This is a genomic window from Pedobacter aquatilis (assembly GCF_032678405.1).
Classification (GTDB): domain Bacteria; phylum Bacteroidota; class Bacteroidia; order Sphingobacteriales; family Sphingobacteriaceae; genus Pedobacter; species Pedobacter aquatilis_A.
This window is the reverse complement of sequence record NZ_JAVTSJ010000010.1, coordinates 1-19,137: the sequence shown is the minus strand read 5'-3', so window position 1 is coordinate 19,137 and position 19,137 is coordinate 1. Positions and strand designations below refer to the sequence as shown.

The 19,137-nt window shown below is 40.7% G+C and carries 14 protein-coding genes; 10 read left to right on the top strand and 4 right to left on the bottom strand.

Translation table 11 applies throughout. The features are described 5' to 3' along the window. The first annotated feature begins 52 nt into the window (after positions 1–52). The 7 genes from R2R71_RS20880 (at position 53) to R2R71_RS20850 (ending at position 10,053) form a co-directional block, all read left to right on the top strand. The gene (locus R2R71_RS20880; RefSeq protein ID WP_316833234.1) at positions 53–1,027 is read left to right on the top strand and encodes an SDR family oxidoreductase; all 975 of its coding nucleotides are present in this window, start codon (positions 53–55) and stop codon (positions 1,025–1,027) included. Between the two features lie 405 nt (positions 1,028–1,432). Then, the gene (locus tag R2R71_RS20875; RefSeq protein ID WP_316833233.1) at positions 1,433–2,419 is read left to right on the top strand and encodes a Gfo/Idh/MocA family oxidoreductase; all 987 of its coding nucleotides are present in this window, start codon (positions 1,433–1,435) and stop codon (positions 2,417–2,419) included. A gap of 47 nt (positions 2,420–2,466) precedes the next feature. Further along, positions 2,467–3,138, top strand: a complete 672-nt coding sequence (locus R2R71_RS20870; protein ID WP_316833232.1) for a response regulator transcription factor — start codon at positions 2,467–2,469, stop codon at positions 3,136–3,138. Beyond that, positions 3,138–4,484 carry a HAMP domain-containing sensor histidine kinase gene (locus tag R2R71_RS20865; protein ID WP_316833231.1) on the top strand — a complete coding sequence of 449 codons (1,347 nt, stop codon included), beginning with the start codon at positions 3,138–3,140 and terminating at the stop codon, positions 4,482–4,484. The genes R2R71_RS20870 and R2R71_RS20865 overlap by 1 nt, the downstream gene beginning before the upstream one ends. A gap of 57 nt (positions 4,485–4,541) precedes the next feature. Beyond that, positions 4,542–5,801 (top strand): TolC family protein, encoded by a 1,260-nt coding sequence (locus tag R2R71_RS20860; protein WP_316833230.1) that lies wholly within the window; start codon positions 4,542–4,544, stop codon positions 5,799–5,801. A gap of 1 nt (position 5,802) precedes the next feature. Next, positions 5,803–6,903 carry an efflux RND transporter periplasmic adaptor subunit gene (locus tag R2R71_RS20855; RefSeq protein WP_316833229.1) on the top strand — a complete coding sequence of 367 codons (1,101 nt, stop codon included), beginning with the start codon at positions 5,803–5,805 and terminating at the stop codon, positions 6,901–6,903. 21 nt (positions 6,904–6,924) lie between these two features. Beyond that, positions 6,925–10,053, top strand: coding sequence for a CusA/CzcA family heavy metal efflux RND transporter (locus tag R2R71_RS20850; protein ID WP_316833228.1), 3,129 nt, complete (start codon positions 6,925–6,927; stop codon positions 10,051–10,053). 57 nt (positions 10,054–10,110) lie between these two features. On the opposite strand, the gene R2R71_RS20845 is transcribed toward R2R71_RS20850, so the two are convergent. The 3 genes from R2R71_RS20845 to R2R71_RS20835 are packed head-to-tail and all read right to left on the bottom strand — an operon-like array spanning position 10,111 to position 13,957. After that, complete coding sequence (locus tag R2R71_RS20845) at positions 10,111–11,124, bottom strand: LacI family DNA-binding transcriptional regulator (RefSeq protein WP_316833227.1); 1,014 nt, start codon at positions 11,122–11,124, stop codon at positions 10,111–10,113. A gap of 6 nt (positions 11,125–11,130) precedes the next feature. Next, positions 11,131–12,462 carry a xylose isomerase gene (xylA, locus tag R2R71_RS20840; RefSeq protein ID WP_316833226.1) on the bottom strand — a complete coding sequence of 444 codons (1,332 nt, stop codon included), beginning with the start codon at positions 12,460–12,462 and terminating at the stop codon, positions 11,131–11,133. A 4-nt stretch (positions 12,463–12,466) separates the two neighbouring features. Next, positions 12,467–13,957 (bottom strand): xylulokinase, encoded by a 1,491-nt coding sequence (locus R2R71_RS20835; RefSeq protein WP_316833272.1) that lies wholly within the window; start codon positions 13,955–13,957, stop codon positions 12,467–12,469. 141 nt (positions 13,958–14,098) lie between these two features. Here R2R71_RS20835 and R2R71_RS20830 point away from each other — a divergent pair, with 141 nt between their 5' ends. From R2R71_RS20830 to R2R71_RS20820, 3 genes are read left to right on the top strand one after another with little or no spacing between them, the layout of a single operon-like run. Further along, positions 14,099–15,283 carry a glycosyltransferase family 87 protein gene (locus R2R71_RS20830; protein ID WP_316833225.1) on the top strand — a complete coding sequence of 395 codons (1,185 nt, stop codon included), beginning with the start codon at positions 14,099–14,101 and terminating at the stop codon, positions 15,281–15,283. Beyond that, on the top strand, positions 15,280–16,212 hold the full coding sequence (locus tag R2R71_RS20825) for a glycosyltransferase family 2 protein (protein WP_316833224.1): 933 nt from the start codon (positions 15,280–15,282) through the stop codon (positions 16,210–16,212). Before R2R71_RS20830 ends, R2R71_RS20825 begins: the two co-directional genes overlap by 4 nt. Continuing rightward, positions 16,212–16,991: a polysaccharide deacetylase family protein gene (locus tag R2R71_RS20820; RefSeq protein ID WP_316833223.1), complete on the top strand. Its 780-nt coding sequence runs from the start codon at positions 16,212–16,214 to the stop codon at positions 16,989–16,991. The genes R2R71_RS20825 and R2R71_RS20820 overlap by 1 nt, the downstream gene beginning before the upstream one ends. A 16-nt stretch (positions 16,992–17,007) precedes the next feature. On the opposite strand, the gene R2R71_RS20815 is transcribed toward R2R71_RS20820, so the two are convergent. After that, positions 17,008–18,780 (bottom strand): S8 family peptidase, encoded by a 1,773-nt coding sequence (locus R2R71_RS20815; protein ID WP_316833222.1) that lies wholly within the window; start codon positions 18,778–18,780, stop codon positions 17,008–17,010. Positions 18,781–19,137 lie beyond the last annotated feature (357 nt).

Below are 19,137 nucleotides of genomic sequence, written 5' to 3'. Positions count from 1 at the left end.
AACTTTTTCATTCCCTTTTCTGTTGAAATAAGAAACCCTATTTATAATCATCATGAAAATCGCATATAATGACCTAAAAGATAAAAATGTTGTCATCACAGGTGCTTCCAGTGGTGTAGGATTAGCCACTGCCGAGGCTTTCGCCCGCGCCGGTTGTAACCTTGTACTGGCCGCCAGGGGAGCCGAAGCCCTGGCAAGCGCTGTTGACCGCTGTGAAACACTTGGCGCCAATGTAATTGGCATTCCTACCGACGTATCGGATTATAGCCAGGTAATCGAACTGCGCAATGCAGCCCTCCGCTTTAAGGGAACTATTAACTATTGGATAAATAATGCAGGGGTAATGGCCAGTGGAAAATTCGAGGAAATCCCGATTGAAGTGAGCCACCAGGTTGTTAAAACGAACCTGATTGGCTACATGAACGGCGCACACGCTATACTCCCGATATTTAAAGATCAGGGCCACGGCGTACTCATCAACAATGTTTCCATTGGTGGTTTCATGCCTGCACCATACAGTGCGGTATATTCTGCAACTAAATTTGGTATTAAAGGCATGATGGAATGTATACAGGGCGAAGTATCCGACCAGCCACATATCCATATCGCCAACCTCTATCCGCAAATTCAGCGCTCTACAGGTAATATGCATTCCGCAAAGTATTCTGGCTTAGATTTTAAAATACCACCTTCAGCCGCCGACCCGCGTGATACCGCGAATGCCCTTCTTCAGCTGGCACTTCATCCTAAAAAAGATAAATTCCCCGATTTTAATTCATGGGCTTTAAAAACCATGCACGATTTATTCCCCAAACTATTGGTCAATACCGCATCTGCAGGAATGCGTGTGCTCATGAAGTTAAAACATGGCCAGCCCACAAACGGAAACGTACTTAAACCTTCAGGCTATCCCCACCGGATTTATGGTGAAACCATTTTACCGGTGGCCTCAAAAAAAACTAAACTGGCCCTCGGATTCGGTGTATTGGCAGTCATTGGCTTGATCTTAACTAGCAGGCGCACTTAAAAATTATTTCAGGACTAAACTTTCACACTTCCCGGCAGCCGATGGAAGTTTTGCCCGTACGCATAACGGCTTTTTTAATCCGCATTATTTTTCGTAAATTGATTACATCAACTTTCGCAAAATTAAAACCCGAATCAACCCTTTTCACAGCAAGCCTCTTGTCAAGTCCGTGTTTACTCCGTATCAAGTCCACCTCTAGTCCACCTTTAGTCCACGTCAGCCTGCACTCAACTTCGTCTTAAACCCGGGGCTACCTTGGTTATGCTTCCCCTTTAACCTGACAGAAGCCTACAAACCAGCCTGTTTTGAGCCTTAAAACCAATAGAATTGTTATAATTGAGTTTTAGCAAAACTTCAATTTAAAAAACAATTCTATATTTATTGTCGGATAAAAGAATAATCAGGATGGATAAAACAATTAAATGGGGCATTATCGGCTGTGGTGATGTAGCCGAGCAAAAAAGCGGTCCGGCCTTTAATAAAGTGGCAAACAGCAAACTATTGGCCGTAATGCGCCGTGATGCGGAAAAGGCCGCCGATTATGCTAAACGCCACCAGGTAGAACAATGGTACAGCAACGCAGGCGAGGTATTTAACAATCCCGATATCGATGCCATTTACATTGCTACCCCGCCTTCATCTCACCTGGAATACACACTTGCCGCCCTTGAAAAAGGCCTGCCGGTTTATGTAGAAAAGCCTGTGTCACGTAATACCGCCGAAGCCCTGCAAATGGCCGAAGCTGTAAAAAAACATAATGGCAAACTTGTTGTTGCCCATTATCGCCGCAAAGTTCCTTTGTTTTTAAAGGTTAAGGAATTGCTCGATAAGCAGGCAATTGGCGAAGTAAGAACCGTTCAGTTAAAATTGTGGCAAAGTGTTAACCCGGAACTGGTAACCAAAGCAGCTGCCAACTGGCGTACAAACCCCGAAATTTCGGGCGGTGGTTATTTCCACGACCTTTCTCCGCACCAGCTCGATCTAATGCTTTACTTTTTTGGCGAACCCTTAAAATACGAGGGTTTCAGCACCCGTAAAAACAAAACTGCCGTGGCTGATCAGGTTTCGGGCAGTATTCTTTTCCAAAACCAGATTGTTTTTAACGGCTCCTGGTGTTTTAATGTTGCACCGACGGCAAACATCGATCTGTGCGAAATTATTGGTAGTGAGGGTTCTATTCAGTTTGCGGTATTCGGAAAAACCATTAGCTTAAAAACCAACCTAGCTGAAGAAGTATTTAATTTTGTACATCCCGAACACATCGAACAGCCCATGATAGAAAGTGTGGTCAGGTATATAAATGGTGAAGAACCTAACCCCTGCACCATCGACGAAGCCATCATCATCATGAAAATTATTGATAACTTCTCGCAGATGGCGCCCGGACTATAATTAACGATTTTAATCCCTTTTTAAGATGGGTTACTTATTTTTGCTGAATGCTTAAAATCGGAATTGCTGAAGACGACCCTAAAATCCTGGCACTGCTCAAAACTGTTCTGGAAGAAAACGGTTATGAGGTACTTACGGCTGCCAATGGCATCACCGCGTTTGAACGCTTCTCCGCTACACAAACCGACCTGCTCATCCTCGATATCCTTTTACCCGGGTTGAACGGCCTTCAGCTGTGTAAGGCAATAAGGGAAAATGATAAGGAAACGCCAGTATTAATGCTAACAGCCATGGGCTCGATAGAAGATAAGGTAAATGGTTTCGAAAGTGGTGCCGACGACTATCTGCTTAAACCTTTTCATTTAAAGGAATTGCTGGTAAGGGTTTCAGCGCTGCTTAGAAGAAACAGCAAAGCTGCCGGCAATAACCTCATCTGTTTTGAAGATTTATGCATCAACTCTACCAGCAAGGAGGTTAGCCGTGCCGGAAAAACCATTGAACTGAGTGCAAGGGAATTTACGCTGCTCGAGCTGTTCATGAAAAATCCGAACCGCCTGTTATCAAGGCAGTATATTGCCGAAAAAGTATGGGACATTAACTTCGACACCGGAACGAATGTAATTGACGTGTACATTAATTTTCTCCGCAAGAAAATTGAAAAGGGTTTCGAGCGTAAACTTATACACACTAAAATAAACATGGGTTATATCCTTAAATAATGAAGATAAAAGACCGCATTGCACTCTACTTTACATTGATTACCACATCAATACTGCTCGCAGTGCTTTGTACGGTGTATTTTACCTTCATGAAATTTCTTCAGGCCGATTTCTTCGAACGCCTGACCGACCGCACGATGGTTACCGCTAAACTTTACCTCGAAGCCGATGAAATCAGTCGCGATGCCTTAAAAACAGCCCGGCATAAGTACCTGCAAAAACTAAATGGCGAAGTAACAAGAATTTACGATTACCACAACCGGGCAACATTTATTGGCGACACTACCCAGTACTGGACTTCGGCCACGATCGAAAAAGTGAGGACCAATGGCACGCTGAAGTATGTCGACGGGCAACGCCAGGTGGTAGGTATTTACTATAAGGATAATCAGGGTGATTTTGTCATTCTGGCTTCTGCTGATGACCAGGGCTCGCATAACCGTTTGCATAAGCTCCTTAACATCATGATATTTATTTTCATCCTGATTTCGGTGATTGTGCTCGTTTTAAGCCGGTGGATTGCAGAAAAAATGCTTAAGCCCCTGAAAGCACTTACCGCTGAAGTAAAACAGATCGATGCCGGAAACATGGCTTTTCGGGTTAAGGAAACAGATAACAAGGATGAGATTAACCTCATCGCCCAGAGTTTTAACCATTTAATGGAAGAACTGGAGCAGGCTTTTATCCTGCAGAAAACTTTCATGGCCAATGCTTCGCACGAACTGAGAACACCGGTTACCCGCTTAATGATGACCGCCGAACTGGCCCTTTCAAAAGAACGCGATGAAAAAGCCTACCGCGAGGTTATTTCGTCGGTACTGGATGAGGCGGAGAAAATGGAACACATTATTAATGGCCTGCTGGCCATTGCACGAATGGATATGGAACTGATTAACGCCCAGCTTTCCGCCATTTCAATAAATGACCTCTTGCTTAACATTCAAACCGAATGGGAGCAAAATAAAAATCTTCCCTTAATAATCGTCAACCCGGAAAATATCCATCCCCTAATTGAAGCGAATGCCACTTTACTGCAGATTGCCATAGACAATATTATCTCCAATGCTTTTAAGTTTTCAAATAATGCGCCGGTAACCTGCTTCATCAGGCAAACCACCAGCCATATGGAACTTTATGTGATAGATAGCGGCATCGGAATTCCGCAAACCGAAGAAAAGGAAATATTTAAACCCTTTTATACCCGCTCGGAAAAATCGGGATTAAAAGGTGATGGAATGGGGCTTTACATGGCAAAAAAAATTACCGAGTTATTAAAGGGACATATACAGATTACCGGAAATGATGCCGGTGGAAGCACTTTTATCTTGAGCTTTCCAAAGCTTTAATCCGCTTTTAATTTCGATTTAACCGGGCTTTAATTCGCCGAGAATAGTTTTGCCCGCATGAGAAGAATACTTTCCTTGCTGCTGGCTGTTTTAGCCTTTCAGGCTTCTGCTCAAACAGATTCCCTTCAACTGAACATTAAACAAGCCGAAGCACTTTTCCTGAAACAGAACTACGATTTGATCGCGGCCGGTTTTCAGATCGACCAGGCGAAAGCCGAAATCATCACGGCCAGGTTATTTGATAACCCCGAGCTGAATTACGAAAACTTATTTTACAACCACGAAACTAAAAAGTTTTTTCAAACCTCCTATGCCGACGGGCAGTATGCGGCTTCCATATCGCAGCTTTTTAAACTCGCCGGTAAAAGAAATAAGAACATCAAACTGGCTCAAATAGGCTCAAAATTAGCAGAAATATCTTATTTCGACCTGATGCGGAGCTTAAAATTCGCGTTAAACAGCACTTTTTACGAGGCCTGTTTCACGGCGCAGTCACTTAATATTTACCAAAGCCAGATTGCGGCGACTACCCGTCTTTTAAAAGAATATGAATTGCAGCAAAAAGCAGGAAACATTGCTATTAAAGATGTGATCAGAATTAAATCATTACTCCTCAACCTGAAAGCTGAATGGAATGATACACTTAACAACCTGGAAGATAAATACCGCGATTTGAAAATACTTTGCGGCTTAAATGCTGCAACGCCGCTTAAGCTTGTCTTTAGCCAACCCGATGGTCAAACCAATATAGAGGCGCTCCCTTACCAGTCTTTGCTTGATTCGGCAAGGACCAACCGGGCCGACCTAAAGCTTTCACAGGCCAATCTCGAATACCAGACCATGAACTTGAAACTCCAGAAGGCCATGGCCATTCCCGATGTAGAGCTCTCGCTGAGCTACGATTATAAGGGGAACTATCCTGAAAAATATACGGGCCTTGGCATTAAGATTCCCATACCGCTGTTTAACCGAAACCAGGGCGAAATCAAGAAAGCCACAATCGGCATTAGTGCAGCAGAAAACACCATCAAACAGCAGGAACTCCAATTAGAAAATGAAGTATTCAATACTTATAAAACGCTTGTTAGAAACGAACAGCTGGTTAAAGACACCGATCCTGATTTCGGGAGCAGCTTCGATAAACTGATTGAAGGACTCATTAAAAATTTCAGATTAAGAAACATCAGCCTGATTGAGTTTCTCGATTTATTCGATTCGTACAAGGAAAATACCCTCCGGCTTAACAAGCTTCAGCTGGATAAAATGAATGCAAGGGCCGAAATGAATTATGTAACCGGTACAACAATATTTAAATAAGATGAAAATAACAATAACTAAGCTTAGGTTCCTGATGCTTGCCGCTGTAGCTACTTTGGCTGTAGCCGCATGCAAAAACCACAAACAGGAAGCACCAAAAGAAAAATTCACCATCACCGACTCATTGTTAAGTAAACTGTTAATCGACACCGTGCAACAGGCAAACGGCAAATCAGACATTGTACTTTCGGCTAAAATAACTGCCAACGAAGAACAGAAATCTGAACTTTTCCCCATGCTTAGCGGTACTGTAAATCAGGTAAATGTTCGTCTGGGTGATAAGGTTTCTTCAGGCCAGGTTTTGGCAAATGTTACCAGTGCAGAAATGTCGGGTTTTGACAAAGATGTTATTGCCGCCAATGCAGAATTAAAGAATGCTGCTCGTGCTTTAAAACAGGCTGAACAACTTTTTGAAAGCGGTCTTTCTTCAGCAAAGGAATTTGATGAGGCAAAGAATGATTATGAAATCAAAAAAGCAGAACTGAAACGTGCAGGTGCCGTACTAAAATTAAACGGGGGAAGTAAATCCGGTATTTACACCATAAAATCGCCCATTAACGGTTTTGTAATCGAAAAGAATATCACCGGCCATATGCAAATCCGTAGCGATAACGATAAGAGCCTTTTTACCATTGCCGATTTATCTACAGTATGGGCCATGATTAATATTTACGAATCAGATATTTCAAAAGTTAAGGTTGGCGATGAGGTTTCCTTAACAACCCTTTCTTATCCAGATCAAAGCTTTAAAGGAAAAATTGAGAAAATTTATAGCCTTATTGATCAGGAAAGCAAAGTCATAAATGCTAGGGTTGTTGTTCCGAACGCCTCGTTCCTGTTAAAGCCGGGGATGCTGGGAACGGTAAAGGTAAGCGGTACCTCGAACAGTAACCTTCCGGTGATCAATTCAAGGGCTGTGATTTTCGACGAGAACAAAAATTATGTACTGTTGCTCGATAAGGATAACAAGGTTAAAATTCAGCAGATAGAAATCGGACGTAAAACCGGCGATAAAATTTACATCAGCAATGGTGTGCAGGCCGGTGATCGCATTATCGCCTCAAAACAGGTTTTCTTATTCGAAGGCTTAAAATCTCAGTAATTACTTAATCCTTGTTTAAAGATGAATAAACTTGTTAAAAATATTATTGGCTTTGCACTAAAAAATAAATACTTCATTTTTTTCGCCACATTTATCCTGATTCTTGCAGGCTATTTCAGCTTCAAAAACACCACGATAGATGCCTTCCCCGATGTAACCAATACCAACATTACCATTATAACGCAATGGCCAGGAAGAAGCGCTGAGGAAGTAGAAAAATTTGTTAGCCGTCCCCTGGAAATTGCAATGAACCCAACGGAGAAACGCACCAGCATACGCTCCTCATCCTTGTTTGGTTTATCCATTGTAAAAGTAAGTTTTGAGGATAATGTAGATTATGCCCAGGCCCGTGTGCAGGTAAACAATCACCTGGATGAAGCCGATTTACCTGAAGGCATTCAGCCTGAAGTACAGCCACCATATGGCCCAACTGGCGAAATTTTCCGCTATACTTTGAGTAGTGATGTTAAATCGGTAAGGGAATTAAAAACCCTTCAGGATTGGGTAATACAGCGGGAATTATTATCAGTTTCGGGAATTGCCGATGTGGTAAGCTTTGGCGGTGAGGTAAAAACCTATCAGATTACTGTCGACCCGCAGAAAGCAATACAATATGGGGTTAGTGCCACGGAGCTTTTCGAGGCCGTATCAAAAAGTAATATCAACGTAGGTGGCGATGTAATTGTACAAAGCAACCAGGCTTATGTTGTTCGCGGTATTGGTGTTTTAAATAATATTGATGAAATAAGAAACATCGTGGTTGATAACATTAACGGAACGCCAATATATGTTAAAACCATTGCCGATGTTGCCGAATCGGCCCTGCCAAGGCTCGGGCAGGTTGGCCGCGATTTAGACCCCGATGTGGTGGAGGGTATTATCGTGATGCGCAAAGGCGAAAACCCGAGTGAAGTAATTACAAGGCTTAAGGAGAAAATTAAGGATATCAACGCCAACATTCTTCCTGATGATGTAAAAATAAAACCTTTCTACGACCGTGAAGACCTGGTTAATTATTCGGTTCATACCGTAATGGGCAATATGCTCGAGGGAATTTTATTTGTTACCCTCATTGTGTTCCTCTTCATGGCCGATTGGCGAACCACACTCATCGTATCCATCATTATTCCGCTGGCCCTGCTTTTTGCATTTATCTGCCTTAAGCTTAAAGGAATGCCCGCCAATTTACTATCAATGGGTGCCATTGATTTTGGGATTATTATCGATGGCGCCGTGGTAATGGTTGAAGGTATTTTTGTCGCCCTCGATTTCAGGGCACATAAAGAAGGAATGGAGCGCTTTAACAAGATGAGTAAACTCGGCCTGATAAAAAAAGCCTGCCTCGAAAACGGAAAGGGAATTTTATTTGCCAAACTGATTATTATTACCGGTTTGCTGCCCATCTTTACCTTCGAAAAAGTAGAGGGAAAAATGTTTTCTCCCCTGGCCTGGACTTTAAGCTTTGCTTTGCTTGGCGCACTGATTTTAACCTTTACCCTTGTTCCTGCCTTATCGAGTGTACTGCTCAATAAAAACGTTAAAGAAAAACACAACATCTTTCTTGAATGGATGACCAAAGGCACCCTGAAATGTTTCGATTTCTGCTTTGGTAAAAAGCGGCTGGTATTTTTTACGGCCTTAATTGTACTGCTGCTTGGGGCATTCAGCTTTAATTTTCTGGGCACAGAATTCCTGCCGAGTCTGGATGAAGGCTCTATATATGTCAGGGCAACAGGACCCTTAAGTATTTCGCTCGATGAGACCAAAAAGCTCTCCAATGATATGCGCAAAATCTTTCTCTCTTTTGAGGAAGTAAAACAGGTAATGTCGCAAACGGGAAGGCCAAATGATGGTACTGATGCAACAGGCTTTTATAACATGGAATTCCACGTAGATATTTACCCGAAAAAAGAATGGAAGCGTAAACAAACCAAAGAGCAGCTCATTGAGCGCATGCAGGAAAAACTGAAGGATTTTCCGGGGATCAGTTTAAATTTCTCGCAACCCATTTCTGATAATGTGGAAGAAGCGGTATCCGGTGTAAAGGGTTCTATTGTGGTGAAAATGTTTGGCGAAGATTTCGACTATATCGAAACGCAGGAGGAGAAAATTTTAGCCATACTGAAAACAGTAGACGGCATAGAAGATCTTGGTATCTTAAGAAATTTAGGGCAACCCGAGCTACAGATTAACCTCGACCAGAAAAAAATGGCCTTATATGGCGTTAGAACTGCCGATGCCAATGCGGTAATAGAAATGGCAATTGGCGGAAAGGCAGCCACGCAGATTTACGAAGGCGAACGGAAATTCGACCTGATGATTCGTTATCCCGAAGATTTCAGAAACGATGAAAACTCCATCAGCAAACTGAGGGTTCCGACACTTTCTGGCTCAAATGTTCAGCTCGGCGAGATTTCAGGCATCAGAAAAATAACCGGACCAAGTATGATTTACCGCGATAAGCATAAACGCTATGGCGCCATAAAGTTCTCCATTCGTGGCCGGGATATGGGCAGTGTTATTGCGGAAGCGCAACAGAAAGTTAATGCACAGATTAAGCTGTCAAAAGCCTATAAACTGGAATGGGCCGGAGATTTTGAAAACCAGCAGCGTGCAACGGCAAGGCTATCGCAGGCCGTTCCGATTAGTCTGATCCTTATATTCTTTATCCTGTTTGTACTGTTTGGAAATATTAAGGATGCTTTACTGGTATTGAACAATGTGCCTTTCGCAATGATTGGCGGAATACTAGCCCTGCTTTTTACTGGAATAAACTTTAACATTTCAGCAGGTATTGGTTTTATAGCACTCTTTGGAATTTGTGTGCAAAACGGGGTGATTCTGATTACTAAGTTTAAAGCAAATATCACCGAACTAAAACACCAGCCAGGCCTAACCATTAAAGATGCCATCAGGACAGGGGTAGCAAGCAGGTTCAGGCCGGTGCTGATGACGGCTTTAATGGCCGCTATAGGATTACTTCCGGCGGCGCTTTCTACAGGCATAGGCTCTGAAGCCTCAAAACCACTCGCCATAGTCGTTATCGGCGGATTGATTACCAACACTATTTTCAACCTCTTTGTATACCCTATTGTTTTTTACTGGTCGTACAGGAAAAAGGTTGGAAAAATTACAGCCGTGACAACATAAAATTTCATTTACGCAAACCTGATTAATGAATAAAAAAGGTGTAGCTTCTTAAAGAAATTACACCTTTTTTGTTGATGCCCGCTCAACAACGATCGGTTCGATAATATGATTGACCACATCTTTGTATGGATGATGCTGATGAATCATTTTTAGAAACATTTCAGCACAAGCCTTCCCCATTTCGGCCGGAAACTGCTCAATAGTACTAAGCGATGGCGTAATATATTCGGAAAAGGTTTCATTGGCAAAACCGATTACACCAATTTTGGGTGGTTCTATGCCTTGTGCTTTCAATTGCTGAATAATACCAAGGGCAGTGAAGTCATCACCCGCTATGATTGCATCAATAGATGGATCATTACTTAAAAGTTGCTTTGCACTAACTTTCCCATCAGCGATGGAAAGCCCGCCCATCAAAATATGATGCTCAATTACGGGGAGCTGATGCTGAACCAGCGCAGCCTTATAGCCCTTGAACCTTTGTTCGAAAATAGGAATCTGATGATTGGTCGTTACAAAAGCAATCTTTTGGTAACCTTGCCGAATTAAATGTTCGGTTGCCATAAAACCCGCCTGAAAATCATTGAGTGTTACGGTAGGCGTTTTAATTTCCCGGTTAACCCGGTCGAATAAGATTAATGGCTTAGCCAGCCTGATGATTTCTTCAAAATGGCTAACCTGATCCGTTTCTAACGACATGGAAGCAATAATACCATCCACCTGTGCTTCCAGAAGTGTTTTAACGCCCTCGATTTCTTTAATTAATGATTCTTTTGACTGGTAAAGGATTATCCTGTAACCACTATCTTTAAGGCCTTCTTCAAGACTGTCAATGATCGTGGCAAAAAAATGTGCTTCCACTGAGGGAACAATTACACCAATGGTATAAGTTTTGCCCGATTTTAATGCTGAGGCCAGTTTATTAGGACTGTAATTTAGTTTTTTTGCGGTTTCGATAACGGCTTTCCTGGTTGCATCGCTTATCGCAGGAAAGCCGCTCAATGCCCTTGAAACGGTAGAAACCGTAATATTCAGTTCCTGGGCAATATCGTATATGGTTGTTTTCTTCAAATTATTTTAAATGTACCTGTTAATTAAATTCTCCAGGTATTCCTGTTTTCCGCTCCTGATTTCAGGCTCACCATTTTCAGCAGCAAAATCCCTCAGGTTTTCAAGAGATAGTTTTCCGGCTTCGAATTCAGCGCCTTTACCACTGTCGAAAGATGCATATCTATCGGTACGTATCATTTTATAATCAGATTTTCCGAGAATAGCATCGGCGGTAACTAATGCCCTTGCAAAGATATCCATTCCACCCACATGTGCATAGAACAAATCTTTTGGGTCAGTTGAATTTCTTCTGATTTTTGCGTCGAAATTCACGCCTCCGCCCTGAAAACCGCCACCTTCTAAAATAATCAGCATGGTTTCCGTTAGTTCATTAATATCATTTGGGAACTGATCGGTATCCCAGCCATTTTGATAATCTCCGCGGTTTGCATCAATCGAACCCAGTAAATTATTATCAACCGCTACCTGAAGTTCATGCTGAAAGGTGTGCCCTGCCAGTGTAGCATGGTTTACTTCCAGGTTCAGTTTAAAATCGCCTAGTAAATCATATTGCTGTAAAAAGCCTTTCACCGTGGCTGCATCATAGTCATACTGGTGTTTCGAAGGTTCGCAAGGCTTAGGTTCTACAAAGAAAGTACCTTTAAAACCATTCTTACGAGCATAATCTTTTGCCGTATGTAAAAACTTAGCCAGGTGCTCTTGTTCACGTTTCATATTGGTATTTAACAAGCTCATGTAGCCCTCTCTGCCACCCCAGAAAACATAATTTTCGCCTCCAAGTGCAATGGTTGCATCAAGCGCCGCTTTTACCTGGGCACCTGCATGGGCTAATACATGAAAATCAGGGTTGGTAGATGCGCCATTCATGTACCTTTTATGGCTGAACAAATTAGCCGTTCCCCATAATAGTTTTACGCCACTTTCAGCCTGCTTTTGTTTTGCATACTCAACCAATGCCTGCAAGCGTCTTTCATTTTCAGCTACATCATCACCATAATCAACCACATCCACATCGTGGAAACAATAATAAGGCAACTGCATTTTGGTAATAAACTCAAAAGCTGCATCCATTTTATCCTTGGCCCTTTCGATGACATCTTTTTTTTCATCCCAGGGAAAAACATGTGTTGCACCGCCAAACGGATCGCTCCCATTTCCGTTGAATGAATGCCAGTAAGCACAGGCAAACTTAAAATGCTCGGCCATTGTTTTACCGGCAACAACTTTATTAGCATCATACCATCTAAAGGCCAATGGATTATCGCTTTGTAAGCCTTCAAACTGAATCTGCTCTATTCCTTTAAAAAATTCTTTTGTGCCTGTTAATACTTTTCCCATGTTATTATATTTTGTGGTTCTTTAATGTTTCAGATAAAATTTGTTTCCATGCCTGGTAAACAGGCTCATACTCGCTTGAATTTTTAGGTTCAATTCGTTTAATCAATTCCTGGTTTTTAAAAGCTTCGTCGGCATTATTAAAAATCCCTGAGCCTATTCCTGCTCCTATAGCTGCTCCAACACTCCCATCGTTTTCAAACAGTTCTACTGCAGTGTTCGTTACATCAACAAAAACCTGGGTAAAAACTTCACTCAGAAACAGGTTGGTTTTTCCCGCCCGGATAACTTTAGGTTGCATACCATTCTCCCGCATAATATCCAGGCCATAGCGAAATGCAAAAGCAATCCCCTCCTGTACTGCCCTGAAAATATCTGCCTGGGTATGCGTGTTCAGATCTATTCCTATGATTTGACCGCCTGTATATTTATTGTTTAACATCCGTTCTGCCCCATTACCAAAAGGTAAAACCTTAAGGCCTTTACTACCTATGGGCGCTGTTGCGGATAAGTTATTGAGCTCAGGATACGATTTCCCTGGTGCAAAATTATTTCTGGCCCAGCGGTACATGCTTCCGGTACCATTAATACAAAGCAAAACGCCCGTATTTTTATTGGCTTCTGTGTAGGTGACATGCGCAAAAGTATTTACCCTCGATTGTAAGTCATAAGTGAGTTGATTATCTACCCCATAAATTACACCCGAGGTACCCGCCGTAGCGGCTACCTCACCCGGTTTTAATACATTAAGCGATAACGCGTTGTTGGGCTGATCTCCGGATTTATAAGCAACAGGAATTCCTGCAGTTAACCCCAATTCTTCTGCAGCACTTGTTGTCAAAAAACCGTGGTTAGAAAACAATGGTCTTACTTCAGGAATTAAATGCTCATCTATGCCATAGTAATTCAGTACATCAGTTGCTGTTTTATCCTCCTTGAAATCCCACAGTATCCCCTCAGAAAGTGCAGAAATACTTGTAGTAATTTCGCCGGTAAGTTTCATGGCAATGAAATCACCGGGAAGCATCACTTTATCAATTTTAGCATAAATAGCCGGCTCATTATTCTTGACCCAGGCAAGCTTTGAAGCGGTAAAGTTTCCGGGGGAATTTAACAGATGGCTTAAGCATTTTTCGTGACCTATCTCATCGAAAGCTTTTTCACCTATAGCAACTGCACGGCTATCGCACCAGATTATACTATCCCTTAATACGTTCTGGTTTTCATCAACAACTACCAGACCATGCATCTGGTAAGCAATACCAATGGCTTTAACCGCACTTAAATCAACCACCCCTGATGCATTGAACCGCTGTATGGCTTTGATGGTGTTGGTCCACCAATCTTCTGGAGCCTGCTCTGCCCAACCCTGTTCAATCGACTTTATTGCTACTTCTTCTTCAGGGTACTGAACTGAAGCCACGCTTTTTTGCGTGTTTACATCTACTGCTGAAACTTTTATGGATGAAGTTCCGATATCGATACCTAATAAAAACATCAAAAATTGGATATTGGATTAATTTATGCAACCGTTTGCATAAAGTTATAATTTTAATTCTATAGTTCAAATTTTAGTACTAGAATATCAACAAGAGGCATTCAGCAACTATAAAATCCTTATATTGCGGCACTAGTCAAAATGAACTCAACTCAGAAATTTAATTTCACTAAAGTTTCTGCAATACTGCTTAAAAAGCAGGTTATTGTTGCTGTTTATGTGGTGTTAGCTATTGTAGCAGGATCAAAACAATACCTACACCATACATTCAACAATTACCTCATTTATAAATATGTTTATCTTCATAGTATAGATTTACAAAACCTCTATAATAATTATCCCGAATACCTGGATAGCAACCATTACGGACCCTTGTTTTCAGTTTTCGTTGCTCCTTTTACCCTCTTGCCTGATGGATTAGGAACACTGCTTTGGAACATTGCCAATGTTTTAATGCTGCTGTGGGGAATTTACAGTTTACCTTTATCAATAAACAAACGTTCGGTAATTGCCTGGATCTGTGCGCACGAAGCATTAACTGCATTGTTTAGCTTTCAGTTTAATATAGCACTGACGGGTTTAATGATGCTAAGTTTCTCCTATTTGGTAAAGAGGAAAGAAGTTCAGTCTGCTTTTTTTATCGCTTTTGGTACTTTGGTAAAACTTTATGGTATTGTAGGTCTGGCTTTCTTTTTCTTTACCCGGAACAAACTGAAATTTATTGTAAGTGGCTTGTTCGCTTTAATCGTTTTGTTTGCTTTACCAATGGCGATATCATCGCCGGCCTTTATTATTCAATCTTACCAGGATTGGTACAATTCTTTAGTTCATAAAAACGATATTAATGCTTCCCTTACCTCTTTTCAGGATATATCGATCATGGGCATGGCCCGAAGAATTTCGGGGAATGTGAATCTGCCAAATGGTCCCTTTTTAATAGGTGGCCTATTATTTTTTGCCTTACCTTACTTAAGGATTAAACAATATAAAAATTTAGCTTTCAGGCTAATGCTACTTGCTTCTACCTTAATCTTTACCGTTATTTTTAGTAGTGGCTCCGAATCGCCAACTTATATTATTGCATTTGCAGGTGTAGCCATTTGGTTTGTTATCCAGCCAAATCCAAAAAACAAATGGATTATTAGCCTTTTTATTTTCGCTTTTATATTAACCAGTTTATCACCAACTGATATTTTTCCAAAAGCGGTTAAAGAATTTATTCGTCTATATTCGCTCAAAGCCCTACCTTGCATCATCATTTGGCTAACCATAATTTATCAAATGATGAAAGAAGATTTTGATTCTTATTTGATTGCCGATAAATGAAGAAGTTAGTTTCTATTGTTATTCCTGCCTACAACGAAGCCGACAATATTTTTGTCATTGCAGAAAGTATTAAAAAAGTTTTTGCTGACTTAAATTATAATTATGAGCTGATATTGGTTGATGATGGAAGTGCTGATACAACTTTGACTCGGATTAAAGATTACGCAGCTACTGCTGATAATATATTTTTTCTTGAGTTCTCAAAAAACTTCGGCCACCAGTTAGCCGTAAAAGCCGGTATGGATCATGCCTTTGGCGATTGTGTGATTTCTATGGATTGTGATATGCAGCATCCACCCGAAATCATCCCTGAAATGCTAAAGAAATGGGAAGAAGGTTTCGAAGTGGTTTATACCATCAGAGAAGATGATCCTAATTTATCTAAAGGAAAAAGAAGCTCTTCCAATCTGTTTTACAAAATATTAAACTGGCTTTCTGATATAGAACTGGAGCCAGGAGCAGCTGACTTCAGACTACTTGATCAAAAGGTTGTTAATGTATTCCGTAATTTCCATGAAAACGAACCTTTTTTAAGGGGTTTGGTAAAATGGCTGGGCTTTAAGCAATATGCAATAAGGTATAATCCGGCAGCAAGGTTTTCGGGAAAAAGTAAGTACACACTTAAAAAGATGTTTAATCTGGCGCTTCACGGTGTAACCTCTTTTAGCATTAAACCGCTTTATTCTGCCGTTTATCTAGGTTTTACGCTATCTTTTGCATCGGTACTTTACATACCATACATCATCTACGCCTTTGCAAACAATGTCGAAGTTTCCGGTTGGGCTTCAGTAATCATGACCATTGTTTTCTTCGGTGGTTTACAGCTCATCATTTTAGGTATCATTGGAATATACGTAGGTAAAATGTTTATGCAATCTAAAAACCGACCGAATTACATTATCCGTTCAACAAATATCCCTGTTAAATAATGGTTCTTTTAAGTTTTGATATTGAGGAATTTGATATGCCTTTCGAATACGGAAAGGATATTTCTTTTGCAGATCAAATTGCAATCTCCAGGGCTGGAACAATTGCCATCCTGGATCTTCTAGATAAGTATAACGTAAAGGCCACCTTTTTCTGCACCGTTACTTTCGCTGAAAATATTCCGGATTTAATTGATAGAATTACCAGAACGGGGCACGAACTTGCCTCACACGGCTACTATCATTCTGATTTTAAGCCCGAACATTTGCTCCAATCAAAACTAAAGCTGGAAGAACTATCGGGAAAAGAAATAACGGGATATAGAATGGCAAGAATGATGCCTGTAGATGAAAAGGAGATTGAGAAAGCAGGTTATACCTATAATACATCTATAAATCCCACCTTTTTACCAGGAAGGTACAACAACTTCAATGTATCCAGAACTTTTTTTATTAAAGAAAACGTTTTGCAAATTCCGGCATCTGTTAGTCCGCTGGTTAGGTTTCCTTTATTCTGGCTTTCTTTTCATAACCTGCCTTTAGGCATTTATAAATCGCTGGCAAGCTGGACATATAAAAAAGATAACTACCTGAACATTTATTTTCATCCCTGGGAGTTTACAGATTTAGATGATTTCGAACGTTTCGGTTTTCCGGGTTATGTAAGGAAAAATACAGGTATTAAAATGATTAAAAGAATGGAAAGCCTAATCGCCTGGATGAAGAAAAAAAACTACGCTTTTGGAACATTCCAGGAGTTTATTAAAACAATTAAGAATTAATAAGCTTTCGGCCATTTTACTTATATGTCTCAGCAAGTTTTAATGCATTATAAGCATTTACTATTCCTCCACTTACACATATATCACTGAAAGGAACTCGAACATTCTCTCCCTTTTCATTTTTATATTTCACTTTGTGGTTAACTTTCGAAACCGATTTCATTATAATCTCCCTAACCTGAGCAGGTTTTAAATGCGGGTAATAACTTAAAATTAAAGCCGCAAGTCCTGATACCACCGGAGATGCCATGCTGGTTCCATCCAGCTCTTCATATTTATTATCCGGAGCAGTAGAGTTGATTAAAAACCCTGGAGCAAATACATCTACAGTGTATTTACCGAAATTCGAAAAATCTGCCTTTAAATTATCATCATCTTTGTAAGCACTGGCACCAACCTCTATCCAGTTCGTAGCATGTGGCAACTGGTATTTAGCTGAATCTAAAGGAACAGGTTTTGGCAAGGCAGCCCTGCCTATTGAAGGTCTCATCCCCATTCCGTTGGCATTTTGCGGCATTGGTTTAGGAGGAGTAAAGTCGGCTAAAGTCGTCTTTTTATGTGCTAATTTATAAGCTTCCGCTTCAGGGCTTTCGTAAAATTTATTAGGAAAATTTTCCTCTATATCATTATTCTGGTTATCATTTCCGGCTGCATGTACCAGCAAAACATTTTTACTTTCTGCATATTTTACCGCTTCATCTACTGCTTTCTTATCCCATTTGTACGATTTACCAAAACTCATGTTAATTACGCTCGCACCGTTATCTACAGCGTAGCGAATTCCATTGGCAACATCTTTGTCACGCTCATCGCCAGTTGGCACAACCCTAATGGCCATAATACTAACATGATTCGCTACCCCCAAAATACCTGTGTTATTTGTACGGTTAGCAGCAATAATCCCCGAAACGTGGGTGCCATGTAAAGCGTCTGGCCCCTTTACATCATTATTGCCATAATCCCTTTGACTCGAATTGGTGTAATCATCACCCACAAGCTCGGCACGCATATCATATTTCGGATTAAGATTATATTTCAGCATTGCATCATACTGTTTATAACCATCCTTTATACTTTTATAGAATTTTTCAAAACTCCCTTCTTCCTTCGCCCCCTTTCTGATAATTGTTTTAACCTGCTCTTCTACCTCATCGTCAGCCTTATATTTATCTATATCTTCATAAGTCGGGATATCCTTCTTACTTGCTTTAGCTGCCGAATCCAAAACCTTATTTATAGCAATGAGTACAGAAAAAGTATTGCTGGCATCTTCATACTTCTTACCGAAATCGCCAACCATCTTTTTATATAACCTAAATTCTTCCTTTTGCGTACTATCCAGTGGAGTTAAATTAGTTGTCGACTGATACTTTGGTGTATAGATCCTTAATAGTCTTACGAGTTCCAGATTATCAAATTCAAGATTGCCTTTTTTTGAACCTATAAAATTCCAGCCATGAATATCATCAATATAACCATTACCATCATCATCAATTCCATTACCCGGAATTTCCTTTTTATTAGTCCACAACACATCAGTTAAGTCAGGGTGGTTAATGTCAACCCCACCATCAATAACTGCAACAATAATATTTTTAACAGGCTTTTTATTATTTAGAAGATCTCGATAAGCTTTTTCAGTACTTATGCCAAAAAAACCGTTTTCAGTTAAGTCAAGGTTAAACCAGTTTGGAGGCAACTGTACATTCTTACTTTGGCCAAAACCAGTAGTTCCTACACATAATAAGAAAAGAAATAACAGTAAATGCTTCAAATTCAAATTGGCCATAATGATGCTTAAGTTAAAGTACAATAATACGGTTTTATTACATGGAGGCTAAAAATTTAGCATATTTTAACAAGCTAAAAGTTCAGCTAATCAATCGTTGATATTACGGAGTTAAAAGATTAGTAAACGGTTCTAAGTCTTTCATGGGAAGTTTAGCCCTGCTATTTGCTGCAATCTTATTGGCGGCTTATTTGAGGGCTTTTCAAGCTCCGGCCTGGCCAAAAAGGATTTCCGCGTCCATCAGGTTTAGTTAACCCGGGCCCGCCGGGATCGCTACAGTCGTCAGCGGCTTTTAGCTTTAGCCTTTCCGCTTTAAGCCTTTAAGCTATAGGCTCTAAACGCAGAAACCCTCACAGT